Raw genomic sequence first — 23,810 nt, 5'->3', positions numbered from 1 at the left:
AATTTTCTCTCGCGTTTCATATGTTAAAAATAAAATTTTATTCTTAACTTTAACTGGAAGCTAAATTAGTATATCCATTTTTTTTAAATGCAAAAAGTAATATTAATTGTTATTTACAAAAAGACAAATTATATATTTTAAAGTTGATTATAAATCTTGATAATTTAGTTTAGTATTTTTTAAATTACTAATTTTATATTAAGAAGAAAATTGAATCAAAATTTATAAAACCGTACCGTTTATTTTACCGTTTAAATTATTGAGAATAAATTAAACGGTACCGTTTTTTATACCGTTTATTTTATTGTTTTTACCGTTTTTTAAGGGTTGTTTTTTAATTAGATATTTTATGCAAAAAGAATAGGAGTAATAATTTTACCGTTTCTAAAGTCGGTTTTTTTTAAATCAATTTATCTCATTATCGAGATTTTTATTTTCACATTTAAAATTAATTCTTACAATTCTGAAATAGGTTTCAATAAAAATCAATAATTAATTATTATTAACTTTAATAAATTAATTATTCAAGTTTAAAAATAAGTCGGGATTTATTCGGGATAAAAAAAAACCTAAAACACTGATAATTAATGTTTTAGGTTTGTTAAAAGTAGCGAAGACGGGAGTTGAACCCGTGACCTCAGGGTTATGAATCCTGCGCTCTAACCGACTGAGCTACCTCGCCAAAAGGATTGCATTTCTTCAATGCGGGTGCAAATATATAACTATTTGTTTCTAATTCAAATAAAAAATTAAAAATATTTTTCATGCATTATTTTTTTTATTCCTAATAATTATTCTATATTTCACAAATAAATTTTAAAAGCATGAATGATAAAGTAAAATATGAAATTGAGTTTCCAATAATGTCATCTCCACAGTTGCTGTATCAATATATATCAACCCCTTCTGGTTTGTCTGAATGGTTTGCGGATAATGTAAATTCTAGAGGAGAAGATTTTACTTTCATATGGGATGATAGCGAAGAAAAAGCGAAACTAGTTTCCAAAAAAACAGGTGAAAAAGTAAAATTTAGATGGTATGACGAAGAAGGTGCTGAAACGGAATACTTTTTCGAAATTAAAATCATGGTCGACGAAATCACTAAAGATGTCTCTATCGTAGTGGTCGACTTTGCCGAAGATGACGAATTAGACGAAGCTAAATTGCTTTGGGAAAACCAAATTTCTGACCTAAAACATGTCCTAGGTTCTATGTAATAAAAAATATTAAAAGTATATTTGTCTCGTCTTTTGAAAATCATAAGACGAGACTTTTTTATTATGATAAATTTAAACGGAACTATTTTAGATTCAAGTGCAACTGCTGTTGAAAATAACAGAGGATTTTTGTTTGGTGATGCTGTTTTTGAAACGGTAAAAATTGTAAATAATACTATTCTTTTTTCTGAAGAACATTATTTTAGATTAATGGCTTCTATGCGTATTTGTAGAATGGAAATTCCAATGAATTTTACCTTAGAATTTTTTGAAGAACAAATTTTAAATGTTGCGGTTGCAAGTAATGTTCAAGATTGTGGTAGAGCAAGAATTACTTTTTTTAGGGATTCCGATGGTTTTTACACACCCACTGATAATAAGGTAGGTTTTGTTATTGCTGCACAAGAAGTATCTCACAAGGAATATGTTTTTACAGATTCTTTTTATGAAATTGAATTATATAAAGATTTTTATGTTTCAAAACATTTACTTTCTACTTTAAAGACCAATAATAAAATGATCAACGTAACGGGAAGTATTTTTGCCAAAGAAAACGATTATCATAATTGTATTTTATTAAATGATGATAAAAATGTTGTGGAAGCATTGAATGGAAATGTTTTTATGAAAAGTGGAACTACCATAATCACTCCACCCATTGCAGATGGTTGTTTGAACGGAATTATGCGGAAACAATTAATTACTCTCATTAATAAAATGGATGGTTTTGAATGTATAGAAAAATCAATTTCTCCTTTTGATTTACAAAAATCGGACGAACTTTTTATTTCAAATGTCATGGTTGGTATTCAACCTATAACCAAATATCGTAAAAAAGTTTTTGAAACTGTTTTTTCAAAACAATTAATTACAATTTTGAATGCTAATATTACCAATTAAGATGATGTCAACTATTGATATAATTGGATTTATTGGCGTTTCTATTTTACTAATTGCCTTTTTTTTAAATATAACTAATAAAATTGAAAAAGAGAGTTACTTATATTTAATTATGAATTTTGTAGGTGCTGCTTTGGCTTGTTTGGCTTCAATTTTAATGAACTATTTGCCCTTTATTATTTTAGAAGGAAGTTGGACACTACTTTCTTTTATTGGAATAATTAATAAATTAAATACAAAAAAGGAAGTTAATTTAAAATAGGATCTTCAGGAGCATTTGAAAATAAAATATAATCCCCACCTTGAGCATTAATTTTCTTTTTCCAAAAGTCTACAGAAGCATTAGATAAAATGGCATTGTTGTCTAAATTGTTTTCAACAATCCACGAGTTGATGTCAATTTCTTCATCCAATTGATTTTTGGTCCAACCGCTGTATCCTAAAAAAAAGCGTATTTCATTTTTAGAGATTTTGTTTTCCGTTAAAAGATGTTTTAAGGCTTCAAAATCTCCACCCCAATAAATTCCATTAGAAATCTCAATACTGTCTTTAATTTTGTCAGGTACAGTATGTATGAAGTACAGATTGTCTTGTTCCACTGGACCACCATTAAAAACGGTTAAGTTAGAATCTAAATCAGGAATTAAATCACCAATATTATATTCTAAAGGCTTATTTAAAATAAATCCAACAGATCCATTATCATTATATTCGGCCAAAAGAATTACAGTTCTAGTAAAATAATGATCTCCTAAAATAGAAGGTTCTGCAATCAATAGTTGCCCTTTTTTTATTTTTTTTCTAGACATTAATCAGGTATTTGTATTAAAATTAGTAATTTTAAGTAGAACTACAAAATTTTCTTATAAATAAGGCAATAAAAAAAGCCTTTCAATTTGAAAGGCTTTCCTATATTGTATTGTAAATCTTATTTGTTTACAGAACCTTCTAATTCTGAACCAGCTTTAAATTTAACTACATTTTTAGCAGCAATTTGTATAGTTTTTCCAGTTTGAGGGTTTCTTCCGTCTCTTGCAGCTCTTTTAGATACTGACCAAGATCCAAATCCTACTAAAGAAACTCTACCACCTTTTTGTAATGTTCCTTCTACATTTCCTAAAAATGATTCTAAAGCTAATTTAGCAGCTGCTTTTGTGATACCAGCAGAAGCTGCCATTGCATCGATTAATTCTGATTTGTTCATAATAATGATTTATTAATTTGGTTAAACTTTAATTTCTTCTACAAATTTAGTAGTATATCCTAATGGTGCAAGTAATTGGAGTTTTTTTTAGCTAAAATGTTAATAAAAACGAATAAATGTTAATAAGCAACACGCAAACTACTGTATTTACTGACTTTGTAGCGTTATTTAGCTGTTAATTCGTCTGAAAAACTAATACCGTTTAGTAATTGTTTGGTTTCCATTTTCTTTTTTCCTGGCATTTGTAGCGATTTTACTTCTATATAACCATCTTTAGTGTAAATTTTTAGTTCTTTTTTTGTAGTATTAGTACTTCCTGCGTTAAAAGAATGATTTTCTTCTACAAAATCCACTTCAAATAACTTTACATTCCATTCGTTTTCTCCTTCTGTAAAGTAAGTCCATGCTGCTGGATAAGGATTTAATCCTCGAATTAAGTTGTAGATGTCTTTTCCAGATTTAGTCCAATCAATTTTACAATTGTCTTTGTTTAATTTGTAAGCTGTTTTTAATTCTTCATTTTCCGGTTGAATCGTTGTAGTTACTTTTTCATTTTCAATTAAAGATAAGGTTTCTAAAACGGCTTCACTTCCTAAATTCATCAATCGGTCATGAAGTTCACCAACAGTTTCTTTTTTACCAATTAAAGTTTCCTTTTTCATGATAATTGCTCCTGTATCAATTTTATCATCAATAAAGAAGGTTGAAACTCCTGTTTTAGATTCTCCATTAATAATTGCCCAGTTTATAGGAGCTGCTCCACGATATTCAGGTAATAGCGAAGCATGAAGATTGAAAGTTCCTAATTCGGGCATGTTCCAAACTACTTCTGGTAACATTCTAAAAGCTACAATTACTTGCAAATTGGCATTTAAACTTTTTAATTCCGCTAAAAACTCTTCTGATTTTAAATTGGTTGGTTGTAATAATGGTAAATTGTTTGCTATACTATATTCTTTTACAGCACTTGTACTTATTTTTTGTCCTCGACCAGCAGGTTTATCTGCCACTGTAACCACTCCCACAATGTCGTAGTTGTTTTTGTAAATGGTATCTAAGATTCCGACAGCAAAGTCTGGAGTTCCCATAAAAACTATTCTTAGTTTTTTCATTATAAAAGGTAAAATTTATTGTAATTATTTATGGCAACTTTATTTTGTTCTAATAATTGTTGCAATGCAAAGATAGTTTCTTCAGTAGAAAGGACTAATTTATTTTCTAATTCATTTACTGTTTTGGCTTCTTTTGTAAGTTCTTTAATTATAGCTTGTATGGTGTTTTGTGGTTTTCTTTTGTTTTTGGACAAGCAATACGAACATGAGCCACAATCAGGACTTGTTTCTTGATTAAAATAGGTTAATAGTAAATTGTTTTTGCATGTGGTTTGGTCTTCTATAAATGCAATTACTTTATTAAATTTCTCTGTTTTTAATTCATTCTGATGCTCTAAAAATCGGATTACTTTATTGATTGTTAAATCATCTTCTCTAACTTCATTAAAAATAACATGACTGTCATTATTGATGATTTTCAGCATAATGATTTGGTGTTGTTCTAATTTATTTAAAACATCTACTACATTTTTTTCTGAAGTTTTAGATTTTTTTGCAACTAATGAAGTGTTGATTAGTATTTCATTTTCAAAAATTCCAGAATAAGTTCTTAAAATATTGGTGATGATTTCTTCCTCATTTTTATGAATACTCATGTATCTAATTACTTCTTTGCTTGATAAAATAAATTGCATCTGAATTTTTTCAGAATACATATTTTGAATGGTGATGATGCTTTGTCGATCTAAAAATTGTAAAGCATTATGAGTTTTTAAAACAGGCAATTGGTATTGATTGCAAAATTGATTGAGGTTGAATGTAAAATCTTCATTGAAACCTTCTCCATAAGCAATTCTGAAGTAATTGTTTAATTTATTATACACCGTTTTTAAAAACGTTTTGTCAATTAAATTTAAAAAAAACTGTTTTTTAGCATTGGTAATTTCTTGTGTGTTGGTTAGTAAGATTCCGAAAGCTTTGTCGCCATTTCTTCCTGCTCTACCTACTTCTTGATAATAGTTTTCTAGGTTTTCGGGTAATTGTAAATGAACAACAGTTTTAACATCTGCTTTGTCAATTCCCATTCCGAAAGCATTAGTTGCAACCATAATTAAGCATTTGTTTTCCATCCAAAGCAGTCTGTTTTGCTCTTTTTCTTTGTAACTCAAACCACCATGGTAGTAGGTAGAAGTGAAGCCCAATTGATTCAAATAATACGATGTATCTATACAAGATTTCCGATTTCTGACATAAATTATGGTAGGATTTTGATTTTTGGTTACAATGGTTTTAATTTTACCTAACTTGTCGTCTGTAAATAAAACATGGTACGATAAATTTTTTCTTTCAAATGATTTTGAAAAATAAACTGGATTTTTTAATCCTAAATTTTCGATGATGTCGATTTTTACTTTTTCTGTTGCAGATGCAGTAAGTGCTAAAAAAGGTGTTGTAGGAAAATGCTCCTTAAGTTTTGAAATTTTTAAATAGGAGGGACGAAAATCATGACCCCATTGGCTAACACAATGCGCTTCGTCAATGGCTATAATAGAAATGGGAAGTTGTTTTAAACGTTCAACAATCCAGTCTTGTTCCAATCGTTCAGGAGAAAGATACAGAAATTTATAATTTCCGAATTGACAATTGTCCAAAATATCGATAATTTCATTTTGAGAAATACCACCAATAATGGATGTAGCTTTAATGTCTCTTTTTTGAAGATTCTCTACTTGGTCTTTCATTAAAGCAATCAAAGGAGAAATTACCAAACAAATTCCATCTAAAAGCATCGCAGGAACTTGAAAACAAATCGATTTTCCACCACCTGTTGGCAATAAGGCAAAAACATCATTTCCTTCTAAAACTGCATTAATAATTTGCTCTTGAGGTTCTCTAAAGCTATTGTGTTTCCAGTGTTTTTGAAGAATTTCGAGGTTTTTATTCATTTAAAAAGTTTTCACTTTAAGTTATCCATTATAAATTGCATTCTGTTTTCAACCGAATCTTTGGGTACTTCAATAACGTTATAATTGTACTTTTTGTAAGTATCAATCAAATGTTTTTCTATTTCTAAAGCTTGTTCGTAGCTTTCATAACGTTCTTGATCGCTTACATAAATTTCTTTCCAAATGGGTAAAAAGAAAATTTTAGTGTATTTGTAATTCAAACATGCTTCATGAAATGCCTCTGGATACTCATCGCCAATAAAATGCATGTAGGCTAGAATATCAGGAATTCCTCTGTCAATAAATATTAAATTATGTAATTCTTTGTTAGCTTGTTCAAATTGATGAATTCTGCCTTTCAAGAGCATTTCACTAAAAAGTAGCGGTTGTGTTAAAAAGAGTTGTTCAATTCCTTTTTCTTGAGCTTCTTTTGTAACTTCTCTGGAAATTTCAGGATAACATACATGACCATTTTCCTCTAATTTTTTTAATAAAGTGCTTTTTCCAGAGCTTGGGCCACCAATTATTGCTATAATTTCTTTTGACATTCTGTGTTTATTAAGTGACAAAAATAAGTTTTTTTTAAAAATAATAGGATGTATAAAAATTATAACTCACATGTTTTATAGTTTAAACATAATAAAGTATATTTGCTATTCAATAAAAATTAAGTTAATGGATAAAAAAACGGAAGAGTTTTATATACGTTTAAAAGAAGAGTTAACTAACTCAACCATTTGGCCTTCAGAATATTTGTTTAAATTTATTGTTCCATCAAGCAAAGAAAAAATTGAAACTGTAGAAAACGCATTTAACAACATGGGTGCTGTTATAAAAACGCATGTTTCAAAAAACGGTAAATACACTAGTGTTTCTGTAAACATTACCATGAAAAATCCTCAATCAATAATTGATAAATATCAAGAATTATCCACTGTTGAAGGAATTATTTCTTTATAAAATAAACTATGAAATACGACACACAAGAAGCCGTTTTTAATTTAGAATATAACGCTGAACGTTCGCATTTAATTATTCCAGAATATGGAAGACATTTGCAAAAACTAATAGATTTAGCTACAGAAATTATAGATAAAGACGAACGCAATAAAGCTGCAAAATATATTATTGATGTAATGGGAACAATGAATCCTCATTTACGTGACGTGCCTGATTTTCAGCATAAGTTATGGGATCAATTGTTTATCATGTCCGATTTTAAGTTGGAAGTAGATTCTCCTTACCCAATTCCATCAAGAGAAGTTTTAAATCAAAAACCAGAACGATTAGCTTATCCTCAAAATTTTCCTAAATACCGTTTTTATGGTAACAATATCAAATATATGATAGATGTTGCTAACAAATGGGAAGAAGGCGAAATGAAAAATGCTTTAATTATTGTGATAGCCAATCACATGAAAAAAAGTTTTTTAAGTTGGAATAAAGATACGGTTGAAGATATGGTTATTTTTCAACATTTATATGAACTTTCAAATGGGAAAATTGATTTATTAAAATCTAATGAAGAACTTTCTACCTCTTATGATTTAATCAAGGTCAACAAAAAACAATCCAACAAAACACAATTTGGTTCTAATGGAAAAACGATAGTTAAAAAAGGAAAGAACCTGAAAAGTAATAACAACAAACAAAAAAATAGATAAGTACATATTTCTATGGGAACATTTCAAATTGAAGGTGGAATAAAATTAAAAGGAGAAATAACTCCACAAGGTGCTAAAAACGAAGCGTTACAAGTACTTTGTCCAGCATTATTAACATCAGAAAAAGTAAGAGTAACAAATGTTCCTGATATTATCGATGTTAATAAATTGATTACTCTTTTAGGAAATTTAGGAGTAAAAATTCAAAAAAATGGTCCTGGTGATTATACCTTTCAAGCGGATGAGGTTAATATAAATTATCTTAAAACGGAAGCTTTCAAAAAAGAAGGTGGAAGTTTAAGAGGTTCCATCATGATTGTTGGTCCTTTATTGGCTCGATTTGGTTGTGGATATATTCCAAAACCTGGTGGTGATAAAATTGGACGTAGAAGGTTAGATACTCATTTTGAAGGCTTTATAAATCTTGGCGCTAAATTTAGATACGAAAGAGAAGATCATTTTTATGGTGTTGAAAATGAAGGAAGACTAAAAGGAGCTTATATGTTGCTGGACGAAGCTTCTGTTACAGGAACAGCAAATATAGTTATGGCTGCTGTTTTAGCTGAAGGAACTACTACCATTTATAACGCTGCTTGTGAGCCTTATTTGCAACAACTTTGTAAAATGTTAAACTCAATGGGTGCAAAAATAAAAGGTGTTGGATCTAACTTATTAGTCATAGAAGGTGTTGAAAAATTAGGCGGTTGCGAACATAGAATTTTACCAGATATGATTGAAATTGGTTCTTGGATTGGTCTTGCAGCTATGACAAGAAGTGAAATTACAATCAAGAATGTGAGTTGGGATAATTTAGGTCAGATTCCAAATGTTTTTAGAAAACTAGGAATTACTTTAGAAAGAAGAGGGGATGATATTTATATTCCAGAACATAAAGACGGTTACGAAGTCAAAACAGATATTGACGGTTCTATTTTAACCGTTTCTGATGCTCCTTGGCCAGGATTTACTCCTGATTTATTGAGTATTGTTTTGGTTGTTGCTACTCAAGCTAAAGGGGATGTCTTAATTCATCAAAAAATGTTTGAAAGTCGTTTGTTCTTTGTAGATAAATTGATTGATATGGGTGCAAAAATTATTCTTTGTGATCCTCATAGAGCTACAGTAATGGGGCATAATTTTCAGTCGCAATTAAAAGCTACAACTATGTCGTCTCCTGATATTAGAGCTGGAATTTCTTTGTTAATTGCAGCACTTTCTGCCAAAGGAACTTCAACCATTCAAAATATCGAACAAATAGATAGAGGTTACGAAAATATTGACGGGCGTTTAAAAGCTATAGGTGCTAAAATCGTTAGAGTTAGCTAAAAAGTATCTAGTTCTAGGTTGGTAGTAAAAACACATATCCAAATTTCAATACAATAATTGGAATTTGGATTTTTTAATTTGATATTTTAATAATGGAAACCTACATCATAATTTTACTTTGTATCGCTTCATTTGTTGCAGGATTTATTGATGCAATTGTTGGTGGTGGCGGCTTAATTCAAACTCCAGCTGCTTTGATTTTATTGCCAACTCAAAGCGTTGCATCTATCATTGGAACCTTAAAAATCCCTGGTTTTAGTGGTACAAGTATTGCTACTTATCAATATTTAAAAAAAGCAACAGTCAACTGGAAATTGTTTGGATTAATGGCAATTGTTTCTTTTGTTTTTGCCTATATAGGTTCTAGTTTATTGAATGTAATGCAAAATGATTTTATGAAACCTTTATTGTTTGTTATATTGGTTTTATTACTTCTGTATACTTATTTCAAAAAAGATTTTGGACAGTTTCAAGTTGATAAACTGACACAAAAACAAATCTATTTTTATGCTTTAATCATTTGTGTTTTTCTTGGGTTTTATGATGGATTTATTGGTCCAGGAACTGGAAGTTTATTAATAATGGGATTCATCGCAATTTTGGGATTTGACTTTCTTCAAGCGAATATTTATGCTAAATTAGTAAACTTGGCCACCAATATAGGTTCTATTACTTTATTTGTAATTAAGGGGAAAATTATTTGGACTATTGCAATTCCAATGGCAGTTTGCAATGCTACGGGTTCATTTATTGGAGCAAAATTAGCTATCTCTAAAGGAAATGGTTTTATTAGAATTTTCTTTTTAATTATTGTTGGAATTGCCTTACTTCGTTTTGGATATGATGTGTTTTTGAAATAGATTCCAATAAAAAATCCAAATCCCAAAAAGTGTTTCTTGGAACTTGGATTTTTGCTTTTGCTTTTAAAATATTAGAATTTCAACCCAAACATAAAGCCATCACCTTGAAATCCGTTTTGATAACTTCTTACATAATCCACTCGTAAGAACCTTAATTTACCAAATCCAATATTGTCAAATCCAACAGAAAATTCTTGATAAGGTTTTAAATTCGGCACATTTATTTGATGAAAACCACCTATTAAATTCCATTGTAATTTATTCAATAAAGGAATTTTATTCATTATATAACCTTTAAAATTATGTTCAGCATGTAGTTCAATAAAAGCATCATTTGTTGAATTGGAATAATATGGCAACAAACTAAAGGAGTTAATTCTTCTGTCAAATAAATTAAAATGGGTTTGATTTCCATTAAAATGTTGATAATCTACAAAAGCAATATTGGTCGCATTAAAGAATTTTCCTGAGCGAATCATCGAACGGAAGTTTCCTTTATTACCAATAGTTTTGTTATAAGTCATACTTGCTGTAACTAAATCAAATTTATAATTGTTACTAGTGGCACCAAATGCTTTTTCATAGCTAAAGAATAAAGTAGGATAATCATCATCTCTTAAAGTGATTTTTCCGTCAGGTCTAGAAATGTATTTTTGTCCAAAACGAATTCTTCCCGAAATTCTACCCTTAATAATATGGTGCTCATTAAATGGAGTAGAGGCAAAGTTAAACGGTTGTAATGGGTCATTAGAAGTATATAAATCACTACTTTTTACTATTGAAAAATCGGTTGTATTTAAAAGAGCTTTTCTTTTTTCATAAATTAAGCCACCACTCATGTATAATCCATTTGTAACTTCTTGACCATAAAATGCTTGTGCAAATTTTTTCTCGTAAATTTTCATAAAATTGTTTCTAAAAAACAAAGTACTAATGCTGTTTACAAACTTGCTTATAGGTTCACTATTATTAAATTGTTCCACTGTAACACCACCAGAAACCGAAATATTAGCAAAATTTTGACGGTTAAATCTGTGAAACAAACTACCTGAGACTCTCAATCGGTCATCTTCTAAACCGTAATTAAAAGTAGAATTTATACTAGTAGTTTTACCGTTTTCTTCATTCCATTTGAAAAATGAAAATCCGGTATTAAAATTATATCCTTGAACAGTATTAAAACTTGTTGACATGATGTCAGATATTCCTTTGTAAGAAACCGACCAATTTTTGAAGCTGTTGCTATAAGTATATCCTGAAATTACATCAAATATTTTAAATTTATTATTTTTTAAATCTATCGAGTCTAAATATTTTTGAGATTTTCGAACGGTTGAAATACTATCTTTTCTGACATATGTCACAGCTTCTTCTTCTGATAAAGGCACTTGTCTGTTTGTGATCCAATAAGTATCATCTTTTTTATTGGCGTTTTCTTCAAATGAAACTACTTCCTTACCAAATGTTTTGGCTTCAAATTGTTCTTTAAAATTGTAATTAGAAAAAACGTGAGTAAATTTTCCAGTAAACCCAACTCCAAAAAACTTTGCATTAAAATCTAAAGATTGTACATTTTTTGTCCATAATTTGTTAGAATTACTGTAACTGAAATTTTGTTGCAATTTCATAGTTTCTAAAATAGGTTGTTGCATTCTATAGCCTTTGATGTCCAAATCTATAGCATATATTGCCCAAGAATCTTCTACTATGTAAATATATCCTTCAAATACTGGTTCTTTGTCTCTTTTTACAAGGACTTGAATTTTATTGATTAAGTTTTTGTTTTCATCATAAAAAGTACTCTCTAGCTTAAATTTGTAATAATTGAAAGCATTATCTGCTATTGGAGAAACTAAATTTAGATTAAAAGGAACATAATTTTCATAAAAATCATAATTGGTATTAAGAGCTGTATTGTAGCTAAACCCTTGACTGTCTCCTGCAGTTTTACTTGCAATGATTGTTTCCTTTAATTTGTCTGGTTTTTGGACTTTAATTTTAGAAACCGTTTCAGACAAATAGATGACACCACTTCTGGTTAATGAATCTAAATCGCCATCTAAATCACCAATTTCTTCACCCATAAACTTTTTAGGAACGTCTTTTACTCTAAAAATTCCTCTTGAATAAAAATCAGCTTCAAATTTATCGGTTTTAGCACTGTTAGTTTTTTTCGATTTAATGGCATTTCGAATGATTTCATTGGCAGGATTTTCGCCTTCTGTCAGAACAATTTCTTGCATCATATAACTTTCCTCAACCAATTGAATGTTTTTAATGTAAGGAAGTTGATCAACGTTTAATTCTACTTTTTGTGTTTTATAACCCAAGTTTTGAAAAACTAAAGTTACTTTTTTAAGTTCTTTGAAATTTAACTCGTATTGCCCTTTTTCATTGGTAGAAGTTCCAATATAGGTATCATTAATAAATACACTTGCAAATACTAGAGGTTCACCATTGATATCGGTAACAGTTCCACGTATTTGAGCAAAAAAAGCAATAGTAAATAGACTAAAAAATAGGGTGTAAAATTTTTGCATAAAGTTTTGTTTTATGAATAGACGAGTTTTAAATGAAAACGGTTGTATGAAATGTTATAAAAAGGCTTGAATGGCTAAATCATAGCTTTTTAATCCAAAACCTATTATCACTCCTTTTGCATTAGGTGATATATAGGATTGATGTCTAAAAGTTTCTCTTGAAAACGTATTAGAAATATGGACTTCAATTACAGGAGTTGTAATAGCTTTAATGGCATCTCCAATTCCAATGGATGTGTGTGTATATGCACCAGCATTTAAAATTATACCATCAAAAGTGAATCCAGTTTCTTGAATTTTGGAAATTATTTCGCCTTCAATATTGCTTTGAAAGTATTCCAATTGTAAGGATGGGAATTTTGTTTTTAACATTAATAAATAATCTTCAAAAGATTGGTTGCCATAAACTTCTGGTTCACGTTTGCCTAATAAATTTAGGTTTGGACCATTAATAATTATTAGTTTCATTTTTTGTTTAGTTTGTGTAAAAATATAAAAACCATCCTTGTGTAAGAATGGTTTAATAGAAATTTAAGATATTATTTAGATTAAAATAACAATCCTACAGAAACTTGAAAGACTGAATTTTTTACATCAGCTGATCTTGATACTTCAGTTAATCCTGCATTGTATCTTGCGTTAGCAAATAGGTTTTTTGAAATGTTAATTCCTAAACCAGCATTAACAGAAAAATCGAAGGTATTGTAATCATTTATGTTCACTTCGTCTTTATTACTTAACAGGAAACCTGCTTGTGGTCCAACTTCTAAAAAAAGAGATTGTGATAAGTTAAACTTTGCGAGAACAGGAATTGAAATGTATCCCAATTCGTTTTTAATTTCATTTCCTACAAAATCATAACTTGCACCAACTGTGGAATAAAGTAGTTCTGGTTGAATAGCAAGATTATCAAATAGTTTTAATTCCACCAAAATACCTGCATGGTAGTTTGTAATAGCATCTGTATTAATGTCTGAACCACTAAAGTTGGCATAATTAACACCTGCTTTTACACCAAATCTTACGTTGGATTGACTGTACGAAAACGTTATAGTTGTTAACATGATTGCAAAAATAATTCCTTTCATATTTTTCATAATTTATTGGTAAATAGGTTTTTATGTTTATTTAACTGCAAATATACTTTATTTGTCAGAAAAATATTCTGTTAATAAATAATTATAACGAATTGTTTTGCTAATTTATTATTTTTTAAATTTAAATATGACTTTAAATTAAAACAAAATGAAAAAATTATTATTCGCTTCAGCAGCAGTTTTTGCATTTGGATTTGCAAATGCACAAGAGTCATCAAATGGGTTTTCTAAAGGTGATATGTTTGTATCAGGTAGTTTATCAATTGGCTCTGAAAAAACAGGTGACTTTAAAGAGTCTGTTTTTATTGTATCTCCTAAGATGGGATATTTTGTGTCAGAAAACATAGCTATAGGAGCTAGATTAGGTTATGGAACAAGTAAAGCTGAAAGTGCAAATGTTGATGTTTCAGATAATACTTATTTTTCTGTAGGAGCTTTTGGTAGATATTATTTTACACCTGCTTCACAATTTTCACTTTTCACAGAACTTGGTTTTGATACTATGTCTTTTGAAAATAAATTGACTAATGCAAAATCTAAAGGCGTAAATGCTGGTTTAGGTTTAGGAATGAATTATTTTGTTTCAAATAGTTTTGCTATTGAAGCTGGATGGGCAGGTTTAACATATACTACTGATGATAATGGTGGAAATGGTGCTGATAAAACAAATTCTTTTGCATTAGACTTTGATTTAAGTTCAATTAACTTTGGAGTACTTTATAAATTTTAATTGATTTATATTTTATTTTAAAATCCCGATGAAATTCGGGATTTTTTTATGCTTATTTTTTGTATTTTTGAGTCATGAGTAACTGGAAATCTTACATTAAAGAATATCAAAATTATTTGAAACTCGAACGAGGTTTGTCTAAAAATACCATTGAGAATTATACGTTTGATATCGAAAAGTTAGTGGCTTTTTTAGAAGAACATTCCATTTCTCAAACTCCAATCAGTATTACAGAAGAAACTTTACAGCAATTTATTTATCATATTGCTTCTTTAGTAAATGCCAGAAGTCAAGCCAGAGTTATTTCTGGATTAAAAAGTTTTTTTACTTATATTTTATTTGAAGATTACAGAAAAGACAATCCCTTGGAATTAATTGAAGTTCCTAAAACAGGAAGAAAATTACCAGACACACTTTCAACGACTGAAATTGATTTGTTAATTGCAGCAATAGATTTATCCACTCCTGAAGGTGAACGAAACAGAGCCATGTTAGAGCTATTGTATAGTTGTGGTTTGCGTGTTTCAGAGTTAACCAATTTGAAAATCTCTGATTTATTTTTTGAAGAAGGATTTATTAAAGTCACCGGTAAAGGAGATAAGCAACGTTTTGTTCCCATTGGAAAATCAACAGAAAAGTATGTTCTAATCTATAAAGAGCAAATTCGATCTCATTTGAATATTCAGAAAGGTTATGAAGACACTCTTTTTCTTAACCGTAGAGGAAAACAGTTGACTAGAGCAATGATTTTTACTATAATTAAAGATTTAGCACTCAAAATAAATCTTAATAAAACAATTAGTCCACATACGTTCAGGCATTCCTTTGCAACTCATTTGTTAGAAAATGGTGCTGATTTAAGATCCATTCAGTTAATGCTAGGACATGAGTCCATTACAACTACAGAAGTTTATATGCATTTAGATAGAAAGTTTTTGTCTGAAGTTTTGACCCAATTTCACCCAAGGAAATAAAAAGCAAAAAAAATCCAAATTCCAAAAGTTAAACTTGGAATTTGGAATTTTATATTTGGAATTAAAGAGTTTACTTCGCTATGTTAACAGCTCTAGTTTCTCTAATTACAGTAATTTTAACTTGACCTGGATAAGTCATTTCAGTTTGTATTTTGTGCGAAATTTCAAATGATAATGTTGCAGCTAGTTCGTCCGAAACTTTTTCGCTTTCAACAATTACACGTAACTCTCTACCAGCTTGAATGGCATAAGCACTTTTTACACCTGTAAATCCGTAAGCAATATCTTCAAGATCTTTCAAACGTTGAATGTAAGAATCTAAAACTTGTCTTCTAGCTCCTGGTCTAGCACCTGAAATAGCATCACATACTTGAATGATTGGCGAAATTAAAGATTTCATTTCAATTTCATCATGGTGAGCACCAATTGCATTACAAACTTCTTCTTTTTCACCATATTTTTCAGCCCATTGCATTCCTAAAATAGCGTGAGGTAATTCGCTTTCAGTATCAGGGACTTTTCCAATATCGTGAAGTAAACCAGCTCTTTTGGCTAGTTTTACATTTAAACCAAGTTCAGCTGCCATAATTCCACAAAGGTTAGCTACTTCTCTTGAGTGTTGTAGTAAGTTTTGTCCGTACGAAGAACGGTATTTCATTCTACCAACGATTTTAATTAATTCAGGATGTAATCCGTGAATTCCTAAATCAATAACAGTACGTTTACCGATGTCAATGATTTCCTCTTCAATTTGTTTCTGAGTTTTTGCTACAACTTCTTCAATTCTAGCAGGGTGAATTCTTCCGTCAGTAACTAATTTATGTAATGCCAAACGAGCAATTTCTCTTCTTACGGGATCAAAACAAGAAAGTATGATTGCTTCAGGAGTATCGTCAACTATAATTTCTACGCCTGTTGCAGCTTCAATAGCTCTAATGTTTCTCCCTTCACGACCAATAATTCTACCTTTGACATCGTCTGATTCAATATTGAAAACAGACACACAGTTTTCTACAGCTTCTTCTGTTCCAACTCTCTGAATGGTACTTATGATGATTTTTTTAGCTTCTTGTTGAGCTGTTAATTTGGCTTCTTCAATGGTTTCTTGAACGTGAGCCATAGCATTAGTTTTTGCTTCAGCTTTCAAACTTTCTATCAATTGATTTCTTGCATCTTCTGCAGATAAACCAGAAATTACTTCTAATTGGTCAATCTGAGATTTGTGCATTTTTTCAACATCAATTTGTTTTTTGTCTAAGAAATCAAGTCTAGTGTTATAGTCTTTGATTTTAGATTCTAAATCGTCATTGATTTTTTTTGTTTTAGCTAATTCACTAGATATTTGCGATTCTTTGTCTCTAGTTCTTTTTTCGGCTTCAGCCATTTTTTTATCTTTAGATAAAATCTCTTTTTCGTGTTCCGATTTTAGTTCTAAAAATTTTTCTTTAGCTTGAAGAAGTTTATCTTTTTTGATTGATTCTCCTTCGTTTTTCGCTTCTTTTAGTATTGAACTTGCTTCTTTTTTTGCGTTTTTAATCAAGTTTGAAACATTGTTCTTCTCTAAAATTTTAGCTACTACAAAACCGAGTACTAAACCAACGACTATTCCTATTATTATACTTACTATATCCATAAATGGGGTTTAAAAAAAATTATAAAAAAAGCCTACATTAGGGAATTGCATAAACTCTAATTTATACAAGTTTTGAGCTAACTCGTTGTTCAAGGATCCTTACTCTAGGTATGGCTTGCTTTAGAAACGAAGATTCACTCATTTTAATTTGTGTCTGTTGAGTTTACCAAATATTTACTAATGTAGGCAGTATTGTTTGTATGTAAGAACGCTTATTTTGTGAGAATCTTATTCAATTTTTCATTTAATTTTTCAAGTCGAACTCTGGAATCTTCATATTCTAATGAAGTGTCTATTTGTTTTTGTTCTACTTGCGAGGCAAATTGTAAAGCACACATGGCCAATACATCTTGTTTGTCTCTTACAGCATAATTTTGCTCAAACTGTTTTATAGTACTATCAATTTTTTTGGAAGCACTTCTAAGTCCTTCCTCTTGAGAGTGTTCCACTGTTAAAGGGTAAACTCTGTCTGCTATTGATATTTTTATTTTTAGTTTTTCTTCCATTGCTTTCTAATCAGAAAGTTGAGCTATGCAATAATCGATTTCTCTAATTAATGAATTTATTTTGAGTTTCGTTTCTCTTTTATTTTCTTCACTGCCTAAAATTGCATTTACTGTTTTAAGATTTTCTAGTTGATAATTTAAATCATCAATTAAAGACAACTGCTTTTGACTGTTTTCTTTGAATTTATTCAATTCGTCAGATAATTCTTGATTTTTCTTTTCAAGTGTTGCCATTTTGTGGTACATCTTAGAAAATTTAACTTCAAGAGAATCAATCAGTTCAGTTAATCCACTCATATAACATTTTTTTCAATACAATATCTACAAAGTTAGTATTTGAAATTTAAATTGCAATTGTTTTTCAAAAATTTTATGAATAAAAACATACTTTTTTTCTTTTTACTTGTTTTGTAAGTGTTTAAATGTATATTTTAGTTTTTTTATTATGATTTTTATGAAATGAAAAAATTTATAATTTGTTTTTTTAATTGTTTTTTAATGTTTTCTCAAGATTATCCTAAGGATTATTTTGCTTCTCCATTAGATATTCCGTTGGATGTTTCTGGTTCTTTTGGTGAATTGAGAAGCAATCATTTTCATTCTGGATTGGATTTGAAAACTCAAGGAAAAGAAGGATTGCCCGTTTATGCTTCCGCTGACGGTTTTGTTTCTAGAATTAAAATTTCTACTTGGGGTTATGGAAAAGCTATTTATGTAACGCATCCCAACGGATACACAACAGTTTATGCCCATCTTCAAAAAGGAAATGGTAAAATTGAAGCCTACATAAACCAACAGCATTACAAAGAACAAGAATATGAAATTGAACTGTTTTTAAAACCGTCTGAATTACCAGTAACTCAAGGTGAAGTAATTGCTTTTTCGGGAAATAGTGGTGGTAGTGGTGGTCCTCATTTACATTTTGAGTTTAGAGATACCCAATCAGAAAATATTTTAAATCCACTTTTATTTGGTTTTGATAAATACGTTGTTGATAAAAGAAAGCCAAAAATTAATGGTATAAAAGTTTACCCTATTAATGATTCAATTGCAATTAATGACAGTTTTGATGCTCAAAATATTGCCATCTCAGCCGATGCAGAAGGGAACTATAAAGCTACCAAGATTTATACCAACGGTGCAATAGGCTTTGGAATCAATACATTTGACAACATGACCAACGCTTACAATAAAAACGGAATTTATAAAGTTTCTACATTTGTAAATGGTGTGCCTTATTTTAGTTATCAGTTTGATTCGTTTTCTTTCAATGAATCTAGACATATTAATTATTTTATTGATTATTTTCAATATAAAAATATGGGACAACGCTTGCAAAAGTTATTCATTAAAAATAAATATCCTTTGTCTATTGTTGAATCAAACCCAAGAAACGGAATATTAAAAACCCAACCTTTAGCATCTTATAATTATAAAATTGTGGTTGAAGATTTTTCAAAAAACGCCACTATTATTGAGATTCCTGTAGTTTATAAACAAAACACATCTGAAACTCCTTTAGACACCATCACAAACAGAAAAACCATTAAAACCAGTAAAGAATATTTTTTTAAAGAAGGAAATTGGTCCATTTATTTTCCTGAACATTTATTTTATGAAGATTTTAAAATGAAAATGACTTCTAAAGATGATATATTATATTTGCATGAAGATGAAATTCCAGTAAAAGGATACTATACGATTTCTTATGATGTTAGTAGCTTAAGTCAAAATGAAATTGATAAAAGTTTTATTGCTTCTGTGGATGATAATCGTGTTTATTATAATACTTCAAGTATAAAAGGGCAAACTATTTCCACAAGAATAAAAAAATTAGGTACTTATAAGTTGGTTATGGATGAAGAAGCTCCCAGAATTTATGCTCCTAATTTTTCTGAAGAAAAAGACTTAGATTACAAACAAATTATAAGTATTAAAATTACCGATGATTTGTCAGGAATTGACTCTTATAAAGCCTATTTAAATGAACAATGGATTTTAATGGAATACGATTACAAAACAAAACGATTGGTTCACAATTTATCCGATAATATTTACGTTAAAGGGAAGAATAAATTTAAGTTAGTAGTAAAAGATAAAATGAATAATTCTACTACCTTTGAAAGCAATTTTTACAAAAACAACTAAAAAATTTCACTTGAAAAATATTTTATTTTTATTACTATTTTGCACTTTTTCTTTCGCTCAAACAGCACGTATTAAAGGTGTTATTTTAGATGAATTCAATCAACCTATTGCCAATGTATCTGTTAATGCAGACGATAAAGGTACTGTAACTCAAAAAGATGGTTCCTATTTTCTGTTAATTCCTTCCAATAAAATAGTAACTGTCGTTTTTTCACACATTTCTTTTAAAAAAGTTACTATAACTGTTGAATTAAACAAAAATGAAGATTACGAATTTAATCCTGTTTTAAACACCAGTCAAGAAACCATTGGTGTAATAGAGTTAGTAGGCGTAAGCGAAAAACGAATTTCAGGAGTAACGGCAATTCCACCTTCAATTATTAGAAAAATTCCTGGAGCAAACGCTGGAATAGAAAACATTATTAAAACATTACCCGGTTTTAGTGGTAATAACGAGTTGAGTACTTCTTATTCTGTTCGTGGAGGAAACTATGATGAAAACTTAGTTTATGTTAATGAAATTGAAGTCTATAGGCCTTTTTTAATTCGTTCAGGACAACAAGAAGGTTTGAGTTTTACAAACACAGATATGGTTGAAAATGTAGATGTTTCTGCAGGTGGTTTTCAAGCTAAATATGGTGATAAAATGGCTTCAGTTTTAGATATTACTTACAGAAACCCAGAACAATTTGGAGCTAGTATTGATGCCAGTTTTTTAGGTATAAATGCTTCTGTAGAAGGGGTTTCAAAAAATCAAAAATGGAGTAATATTACTGGATTTCGATACAGAAACAACAGTTTGTTGGTCAACAGTCAAGATACACAAACTAATTTTACACCTACATTTTTAGATGTTCAAACTCTAATAAACTACAACGCATCGTTAAAATGGAATTGGAGTTTTTTAGGAAATATTTCTCAAAACAGATACGATTATCAACCCTTATTTAGACAAACTAACTTTGGAACTATCGATCAACCTATCGGTGTTCAGGTCTTTTATGAAGGCCAAGAAAAAGATAGATACAGAACCCTTTTTGGAGCTTTAAAAGGAGTGTATCAATACAATGAAAACAACAAATTAAAATTCATCGCGTCTTCTTATCATACCATTGAACAAGAATATTACGATATTTTGGCACAATATGCTTTGGGAGAAGTTGATACAAATATTGGTTCGGAAACTTTTGGTGATATTCAATTTACAAGAGGTATTGGTTCGCAATTAAATCATGCACGAAACGATTTAGATGCCTTAATTATTAATGCTGAAGTCAAGGGTTTTCATAAACTAAATACCAAATCAGAAGTCGAATGGGGTTTTAAATACACACGTGAAGATATTAAGGATCGAATTGTGGAATGGGAAGTGATAGATTCTGCTGGTTTTTCATTACCACCCACAATTTTAGATTTTCCAAACAACCAACCTTATCAGCCCAATGTTTATCCATTAACGCCTTATCAAGATGTAAGAGCAACTAATTATTCAACCATTAATCGTTTTTCGGGATACGGACAATATAATTATCAAGGAAAATGGGATAACGGACAATATTGGTTGTCTGTAGGAACTCGTTTTCATCAATGGCAAGTTCAAGATCAAAATGTAAAAGGAAAATCTCAAGTAGTTATTTCTCCTAGAGTTCAATTAGCTATTAAGCCTTATTGGAAAAAGGATATGTTATTTAGAATAGCTGTCGGAATGTATAATCAACCTCCATTTTACAGAGAATTAAGAGATTATGATGGTGCTTTGCAACCCAATGTAAAAGCACAAAAATCCATGCATTTTGTATTAGGAAGTGATTATAGTTTTAAAATTAATGATAAAAAATTCAAATTATTGGCAGAAGCATATTATAAGAATTTTACGGATGTTAATACGTATACTATTGATAATGTGATAATTAGATACAGAGCTAATAACGATGCAACCGCTTATGCTTATGGTTTTGATACTCGAATTAATGGTGAATTTGTACCTGGAACCGAGTCATGGTTTACTTTTGGATATTTGAAAACAGAAGAAAATCAAGATAACAGAGGTTTTATTGCAAGACCAACCGATCAGCGTTTAAAATTTGCCATATTGTTTCAAGATTACATGCCCAATATTCCTAACTTAAAATTGTATCTTAATTTAGTTTATAATACAGGATTGCCTGGTGGTTCGCCATCGTACGCTGATCCTTATCAATACCAATTGCGATTAAATGATTACCGTAGAGCTGATGTAGGTTTTTCTTATGTATTTAAAGATGAGTCTATCAAGTCTTCAAAAAATTGGTTAAAACCGTTTAGTGATTTTTCATTTGGATTCGAAATTTTTAACATGTTCAACAATCAAAATGCCATTACCAATACTTGGGTGAGAGATGTGTATACAAAGAGTCAATACGGAATACCGAATTATTTAACAACTCGAGTTTTCAATTTAAAGTTGTCTGCTAGATTATAAGAATAGTTTTTTTGTTATATTTGAGGATAAATTTCCCATCATGAAATCGACACTAACAAACGTTTGTGTAATAGAACATCATTAAGTAAAAAGGGATAATAAGTCCTTTAAAACAATAATTACCTTGCAATGAAAAATAAATCTATTTATAGCCTTTTTGTAGTTTTTTTGATGATAATTAGTTGTAAACAAGAAAAAGTAACTCCAAAACTTTCTTACGAAGAAACTAAACAAAGTACTGCAAAAAAGACAAAATCGCAAGATACTACTTCGGTTAAAATTGCAGATTTACCTGTTTTTATCGAAGGAACTAAGTATCTGATTCATCCTATTGGTGAAGTTAGGGTTAATGATTATGTAAAGAATTCCTATTCAAGTTCTTCAAGTAAAATTAATGACATTAGTTATTCCATTTCAAATTATGATGGTTTTGAATTAACAGGTTATTTTGACGATTTAAAATTTCAACACATAGATTCTACAACGGTTAGAAGTTTAACCAATGAAAAAGTTCAAATCCAGAGAGTTGCTTATTTAAACACCATTGCCGAAAAAACCAAAAAGCAAATTTTAGTTTATACTTTGATGAATAACGATACCAATAAAGACGGAATTATCAATCAAGACGACATTAAGTCTTTGGCATTAAGTTTTGCTGACGGAACAAATTTTGTAAAAGTTTCAGAAGATTTTAATGAAGTTTTAGATTGGAATGTAGTGGAAGTGCAAAACCGTTTGTATTTTAGATGTGTTGAAGATATCAATAAAAACGGAGCTTTTGATAAAAATGACAAAGTACATTACCATTTTATAAATCTTTTAGATTCAGCTTGGAAAGTAGAAGAGTACATGCCTATTTAAAAGTTGTCAGTGAGCAGTGTTTAGTTTGTGGTTATCGAATGAAAAAATATTATTTAATGAAATTATTTATTTCTAGTTTTCTTTTTTTTACTTTTATATTTTCGTTTGGGCAAAAAAAAGATATTTACTTAAATGACAATTTAGAGTATATTTCTAAAATAGAGTTTGATAAAAGCACTTTTAGTGATGGTTACTTAAAGTTAAAGTATGATGCTGATTCAGTTTTTGTTAATGTAAGTGTAAAAAGAGAGAGGAAAGGAAAAATTTCAATTAATTTATTAGATTCAATAAAATCTAGTTTATCTACTGATGAGAATTATTTTACAGAAAATAAGTTTATTGTAATAAATTATTATCCTGGTAAAGATTATTGTAATTCAACAGGGAATGAAGATTTTGCTAGAGAAAGTTATCGGAACTTTTTAAGAAAAATTAAGAAAATTAAAAATGTTAAACAGTTTTTCGTATACAAATCTATAGATGGCACAGAAAAGTATGGACAATTAAACTGGATAAAAGATAAAGAAGCTATAATTGAAAGAACCTTTTTTCCATTACATTATCCTTGTGGAAGTTTTGTTTTGATTGATTCTTTAGGTAATTATTATTCTTATAAATCAGAATATAATCTAAACAATATTTTCAAGCTCTTAAAAGATGAAATTACATTTTTAAATACAGATAAATAAAT

24 protein-coding genes, 1 tRNA gene and 1 other RNA gene are annotated in these 23,810 nt (G+C 29.4%); 13 read left to right on the top strand and 13 right to left on the bottom strand.

Annotated elements, in window-relative coordinates; translation table 11 throughout:
• Positions 1–608: 608 nt before the first annotated feature.
• Positions 609–682, bottom strand: a tRNA-Met gene (locus ACTF56_RS11075).
• 142 nt (positions 683–824) lie between these two features.
• On the opposite strand from ACTF56_RS11075, the gene ACTF56_RS11070 reads away from it, so the two are divergent.
• The 3 genes from ACTF56_RS11070 (at position 825) to ACTF56_RS11060 (ending at position 2,379) form a co-directional block, all read left to right on the top strand.
• Entirely contained in the window at positions 825–1,217 is a 393-nt protein-coding gene (locus ACTF56_RS11070; protein ID WP_438966972.1) for an START-like domain-containing protein, read from the top strand.
• A 63-nt stretch (positions 1,218–1,280) separates the two neighbouring features.
• Positions 1,281–2,117: an aminotransferase class IV gene (locus ACTF56_RS11065; RefSeq protein WP_438966971.1), complete on the top strand. Its 837-nt coding sequence runs from the start codon at positions 1,281–1,283 to the stop codon at positions 2,115–2,117.
• Positions 2,098–2,379, top strand: coding sequence for a CBU_0592 family membrane protein (locus ACTF56_RS11060; RefSeq protein WP_438966970.1), 282 nt, complete (start codon positions 2,098–2,100; stop codon positions 2,377–2,379). The genes ACTF56_RS11065 and ACTF56_RS11060 overlap by 20 nt, the downstream gene beginning before the upstream one ends.
• On the opposite strand, the gene ACTF56_RS11055 is transcribed toward ACTF56_RS11060, so the two are convergent.
• The 5 genes from ACTF56_RS11055 to ACTF56_RS11035 all read right to left on the bottom strand — a co-directional run bounded on the left by ACTF56_RS11055 (position 2,366) and on the right by ACTF56_RS11035 (position 6,867).
• Positions 2,366–2,926 carry a YqgE/AlgH family protein gene (locus ACTF56_RS11055; RefSeq protein ID WP_438966969.1) on the bottom strand — a complete coding sequence of 187 codons (561 nt, stop codon included), beginning with the start codon at positions 2,924–2,926 and terminating at the stop codon, positions 2,366–2,368. The genes ACTF56_RS11060 and ACTF56_RS11055 overlap by 14 nt on opposite strands.
• A gap of 119 nt (positions 2,927–3,045) precedes the next feature.
• On the bottom strand, positions 3,046–3,321 hold the full coding sequence (locus ACTF56_RS11050; protein ID WP_438966968.1) for an HU family DNA-binding protein: 276 nt from the start codon (positions 3,319–3,321) through the stop codon (positions 3,046–3,048).
• Between the two features lie 164 nt (positions 3,322–3,485).
• A complete protein-coding gene (gene fmt / locus ACTF56_RS11045; protein ID WP_438966967.1) occupies positions 3,486–4,433 on the bottom strand; it encodes a methionyl-tRNA formyltransferase in 948 nt (315 codons plus the stop codon).
• Positions 4,433–6,319, bottom strand: coding sequence for a RecQ family ATP-dependent DNA helicase (locus tag ACTF56_RS11040; RefSeq protein ID WP_438966966.1), 1,887 nt, complete (start codon positions 6,317–6,319; stop codon positions 4,433–4,435). The genes fmt and ACTF56_RS11040 overlap by 1 nt, the downstream gene beginning before the upstream one ends.
• Before the next feature lie 11 nt (positions 6,320–6,330).
• Positions 6,331–6,867 (bottom strand): AAA family ATPase, encoded by a 537-nt coding sequence (locus ACTF56_RS11035; protein ID WP_438966965.1) that lies wholly within the window; start codon positions 6,865–6,867, stop codon positions 6,331–6,333.
• A gap of 127 nt (positions 6,868–6,994) precedes the next feature.
• Between ACTF56_RS11035 and ACTF56_RS11030 the strand changes: the two genes are divergently transcribed.
• The 4 genes from ACTF56_RS11030 (at position 6,995) to ACTF56_RS11015 (ending at position 10,169) form a co-directional block, all read left to right on the top strand.
• Positions 6,995–7,279 (top strand): DUF493 family protein, encoded by a 285-nt coding sequence (locus ACTF56_RS11030; protein ID WP_438966964.1) that lies wholly within the window; start codon positions 6,995–6,997, stop codon positions 7,277–7,279.
• A gap of 8 nt (positions 7,280–7,287) precedes the next feature.
• Positions 7,288–7,983, top strand: a complete 696-nt coding sequence (locus ACTF56_RS11025) for a DUF4290 domain-containing protein (RefSeq protein WP_438966963.1) — start codon at positions 7,288–7,290, stop codon at positions 7,981–7,983.
• Between the two features lie 12 nt (positions 7,984–7,995).
• Positions 7,996–9,309 carry a UDP-N-acetylglucosamine 1-carboxyvinyltransferase gene (gene murA / locus ACTF56_RS11020; protein ID WP_438966962.1) on the top strand — a complete coding sequence of 438 codons (1,314 nt, stop codon included), beginning with the start codon at positions 7,996–7,998 and terminating at the stop codon, positions 9,307–9,309.
• A 92-nt stretch (positions 9,310–9,401) separates the two neighbouring features.
• The gene (locus ACTF56_RS11015) at positions 9,402–10,169 is read left to right on the top strand and encodes a sulfite exporter TauE/SafE family protein (protein WP_438966961.1); all 768 of its coding nucleotides are present in this window, start codon (positions 9,402–9,404) and stop codon (positions 10,167–10,169) included.
• A 71-nt stretch (positions 10,170–10,240) separates the two neighbouring features.
• On the opposite strand, the gene ACTF56_RS11010 is transcribed toward ACTF56_RS11015, so the two are convergent.
• From ACTF56_RS11010 to ACTF56_RS11000, 3 genes are all read right to left on the bottom strand, one after another.
• Entirely contained in the window at positions 10,241–12,709 is a 2,469-nt protein-coding gene (locus tag ACTF56_RS11010) for a DUF5686 and carboxypeptidase regulatory-like domain-containing protein (RefSeq protein WP_438966960.1), read from the bottom strand.
• A 54-nt stretch (positions 12,710–12,763) separates the two neighbouring features.
• Entirely contained in the window at positions 12,764–13,177 is a 414-nt protein-coding gene (aroQ, locus tag ACTF56_RS11005; protein WP_438966959.1) for a type II 3-dehydroquinate dehydratase, read from the bottom strand.
• 80 nt (positions 13,178–13,257) lie between these two features.
• Complete coding sequence (locus ACTF56_RS11000) at positions 13,258–13,797, bottom strand: porin family protein (protein ID WP_438966973.1); 540 nt, start codon at positions 13,795–13,797, stop codon at positions 13,258–13,260.
• Positions 13,798–13,954: 157 nt separating this feature from the next.
• Here ACTF56_RS11000 and ACTF56_RS10995 point away from each other — a divergent pair, with 157 nt between their 5' ends.
• Positions 13,955–14,536, top strand: a complete 582-nt coding sequence (locus ACTF56_RS10995) for an outer membrane beta-barrel protein (protein ID WP_438966958.1) — start codon at positions 13,955–13,957, stop codon at positions 14,534–14,536.
• A 74-nt stretch (positions 14,537–14,610) separates the two neighbouring features.
• Positions 14,611–15,510 (top strand): site-specific tyrosine recombinase XerD, encoded by a 900-nt coding sequence (gene xerD, locus ACTF56_RS10990; RefSeq protein ID WP_438966957.1) that lies wholly within the window; start codon positions 14,611–14,613, stop codon positions 15,508–15,510.
• A gap of 70 nt (positions 15,511–15,580) precedes the next feature.
• On the opposite strand, the gene rny is transcribed toward xerD, so the two are convergent.
• The 4 genes from rny to ACTF56_RS10970 form a co-directional block, all read right to left on the bottom strand.
• Complete coding sequence (gene rny / locus ACTF56_RS10985) at positions 15,581–17,143, bottom strand: ribonuclease Y (protein ID WP_438966956.1); 1,563 nt, start codon at positions 17,141–17,143, stop codon at positions 15,581–15,583.
• 51 nt (positions 17,144–17,194) lie between these two features.
• A non-coding RNA gene (gene ssrS, locus ACTF56_RS10980) (6S RNA) lies at positions 17,195–17,306 on the bottom strand.
• 49 nt (positions 17,307–17,355) lie between these two features.
• Positions 17,356–17,649 carry a cell division protein ZapA gene (locus tag ACTF56_RS10975; RefSeq protein WP_438966955.1) on the bottom strand — a complete coding sequence of 98 codons (294 nt, stop codon included), beginning with the start codon at positions 17,647–17,649 and terminating at the stop codon, positions 17,356–17,358.
• A gap of 6 nt (positions 17,650–17,655) precedes the next feature.
• Complete coding sequence (locus ACTF56_RS10970) at positions 17,656–17,946, bottom strand: hypothetical protein (protein WP_438966954.1); 291 nt, start codon at positions 17,944–17,946, stop codon at positions 17,656–17,658.
• Between the two features lie 201 nt (positions 17,947–18,147).
• Between ACTF56_RS10970 and ACTF56_RS10965 the strand changes: the two genes are divergently transcribed.
• From ACTF56_RS10965 to ACTF56_RS10950, 4 genes are all read left to right on the top strand, one after another.
• Positions 18,148–19,797, top strand: coding sequence for a M23 family metallopeptidase (locus tag ACTF56_RS10965; protein ID WP_438966953.1), 1,650 nt, complete (start codon positions 18,148–18,150; stop codon positions 19,795–19,797).
• 10 nt (positions 19,798–19,807) lie between these two features.
• Entirely contained in the window at positions 19,808–22,258 is a 2,451-nt protein-coding gene (locus ACTF56_RS10960; protein ID WP_438966952.1) for a TonB-dependent receptor, read from the top strand.
• 129 nt (positions 22,259–22,387) lie between these two features.
• A complete protein-coding gene (locus tag ACTF56_RS10955; protein WP_438966951.1) occupies positions 22,388–23,119 on the top strand; it encodes a hypothetical protein in 732 nt (243 codons plus the stop codon).
• 56 nt (positions 23,120–23,175) lie between these two features.
• Positions 23,176–23,808: a hypothetical protein gene (locus ACTF56_RS10950; RefSeq protein ID WP_438966950.1), complete on the top strand. Its 633-nt coding sequence runs from the start codon at positions 23,176–23,178 to the stop codon at positions 23,806–23,808.
• The last annotated feature ends 2 nt before the right edge of the window (positions 23,809–23,810 follow it).

This window comes from Flavobacterium sp., from assembly GCF_965657075.1.
Classification (GTDB): domain Bacteria; phylum Bacteroidota; class Bacteroidia; order Flavobacteriales; family Flavobacteriaceae; genus Flavobacterium.
This window is presented reverse-complemented; position numbering and strand designations above follow the sequence as displayed.

Bases quoted from the DNA above. Each gene is read 5' to 3' on its own strand.
- ACTF56_RS11070 (WP_438966972.1), top strand. From the start codon at position 825: ATGAATGATAAAGTAAAATATGAAATTGAGTTTCCAATAATGTCATCT.
- ACTF56_RS11065 (WP_438966971.1), top strand. From the start codon at position 1,281: ATGATAAATTTAAACGGAACTATTTTAGATTCAAGTGCAACTGCTGTT.
- ACTF56_RS11060 (WP_438966970.1), top strand. From the start codon at position 2,098: ATGCTAATATTACCAATTAAGATGATGTCAACTATTGATATAATTGGA.
- ACTF56_RS11055 (WP_438966969.1), bottom strand. From the start codon at position 2,926: ATGTCTAGAAAAAAAATAAAAAAAGGGCAACTATTGATTGCAGAACCT.
- ACTF56_RS11050 (WP_438966968.1), bottom strand. From the start codon at position 3,321: ATGAACAAATCAGAATTAATCGATGCAATGGCAGCTTCTGCTGGTATC.
- fmt (WP_438966967.1), bottom strand. From the start codon at position 4,433: ATGAAAAAACTAAGAATAGTTTTTATGGGAACTCCAGACTTTGCTGTC.
- ACTF56_RS11040 (WP_438966966.1), bottom strand. From the start codon at position 6,319: ATGAATAAAAACCTCGAAATTCTTCAAAAACACTGGAAACACAATAGC.
- ACTF56_RS11035 (WP_438966965.1), bottom strand. From the start codon at position 6,867: ATGTCAAAAGAAATTATAGCAATAATTGGTGGCCCAAGCTCTGGAAAA.
- ACTF56_RS11030 (WP_438966964.1), top strand. From the start codon at position 6,995: ATGGATAAAAAAACGGAAGAGTTTTATATACGTTTAAAAGAAGAGTTA.
- ACTF56_RS11025 (WP_438966963.1), top strand. From the start codon at position 7,288: ATGAAATACGACACACAAGAAGCCGTTTTTAATTTAGAATATAACGCT.
- murA (WP_438966962.1), top strand. From the start codon at position 7,996: ATGGGAACATTTCAAATTGAAGGTGGAATAAAATTAAAAGGAGAAATA.
- ACTF56_RS11015 (WP_438966961.1), top strand. From the start codon at position 9,402: ATGGAAACCTACATCATAATTTTACTTTGTATCGCTTCATTTGTTGCA.
- ACTF56_RS11010 (WP_438966960.1), bottom strand. From the start codon at position 12,709: ATGCAAAAATTTTACACCCTATTTTTTAGTCTATTTACTATTGCTTTT.
- aroQ (WP_438966959.1), bottom strand. From the start codon at position 13,177: ATGAAACTAATAATTATTAATGGTCCAAACCTAAATTTATTAGGCAAA.
- ACTF56_RS11000 (WP_438966973.1), bottom strand. From the start codon at position 13,797: ATGAAAGGAATTATTTTTGCAATCATGTTAACAACTATAACGTTTTCG.
- ACTF56_RS10995 (WP_438966958.1), top strand. From the start codon at position 13,955: ATGAAAAAATTATTATTCGCTTCAGCAGCAGTTTTTGCATTTGGATTT.
- xerD (WP_438966957.1), top strand. From the start codon at position 14,611: ATGAGTAACTGGAAATCTTACATTAAAGAATATCAAAATTATTTGAAA.
- rny (WP_438966956.1), bottom strand. From the start codon at position 17,143: ATGGATATAGTAAGTATAATAATAGGAATAGTCGTTGGTTTAGTACTC.
- ACTF56_RS10975 (WP_438966955.1), bottom strand. From the start codon at position 17,649: ATGGAAGAAAAACTAAAAATAAAAATATCAATAGCAGACAGAGTTTAC.
- ACTF56_RS10970 (WP_438966954.1), bottom strand. From the start codon at position 17,946: ATGAGTGGATTAACTGAACTGATTGATTCTCTTGAAGTTAAATTTTCT.
- ACTF56_RS10965 (WP_438966953.1), top strand. From the start codon at position 18,148: ATGTTTTCTCAAGATTATCCTAAGGATTATTTTGCTTCTCCATTAGAT.
- ACTF56_RS10955 (WP_438966951.1), top strand. From the start codon at position 22,388: ATGAAAAATAAATCTATTTATAGCCTTTTTGTAGTTTTTTTGATGATA.
- ACTF56_RS10950 (WP_438966950.1), top strand. From the start codon at position 23,176: ATGAAATTATTTATTTCTAGTTTTCTTTTTTTTACTTTTATATTTTCG.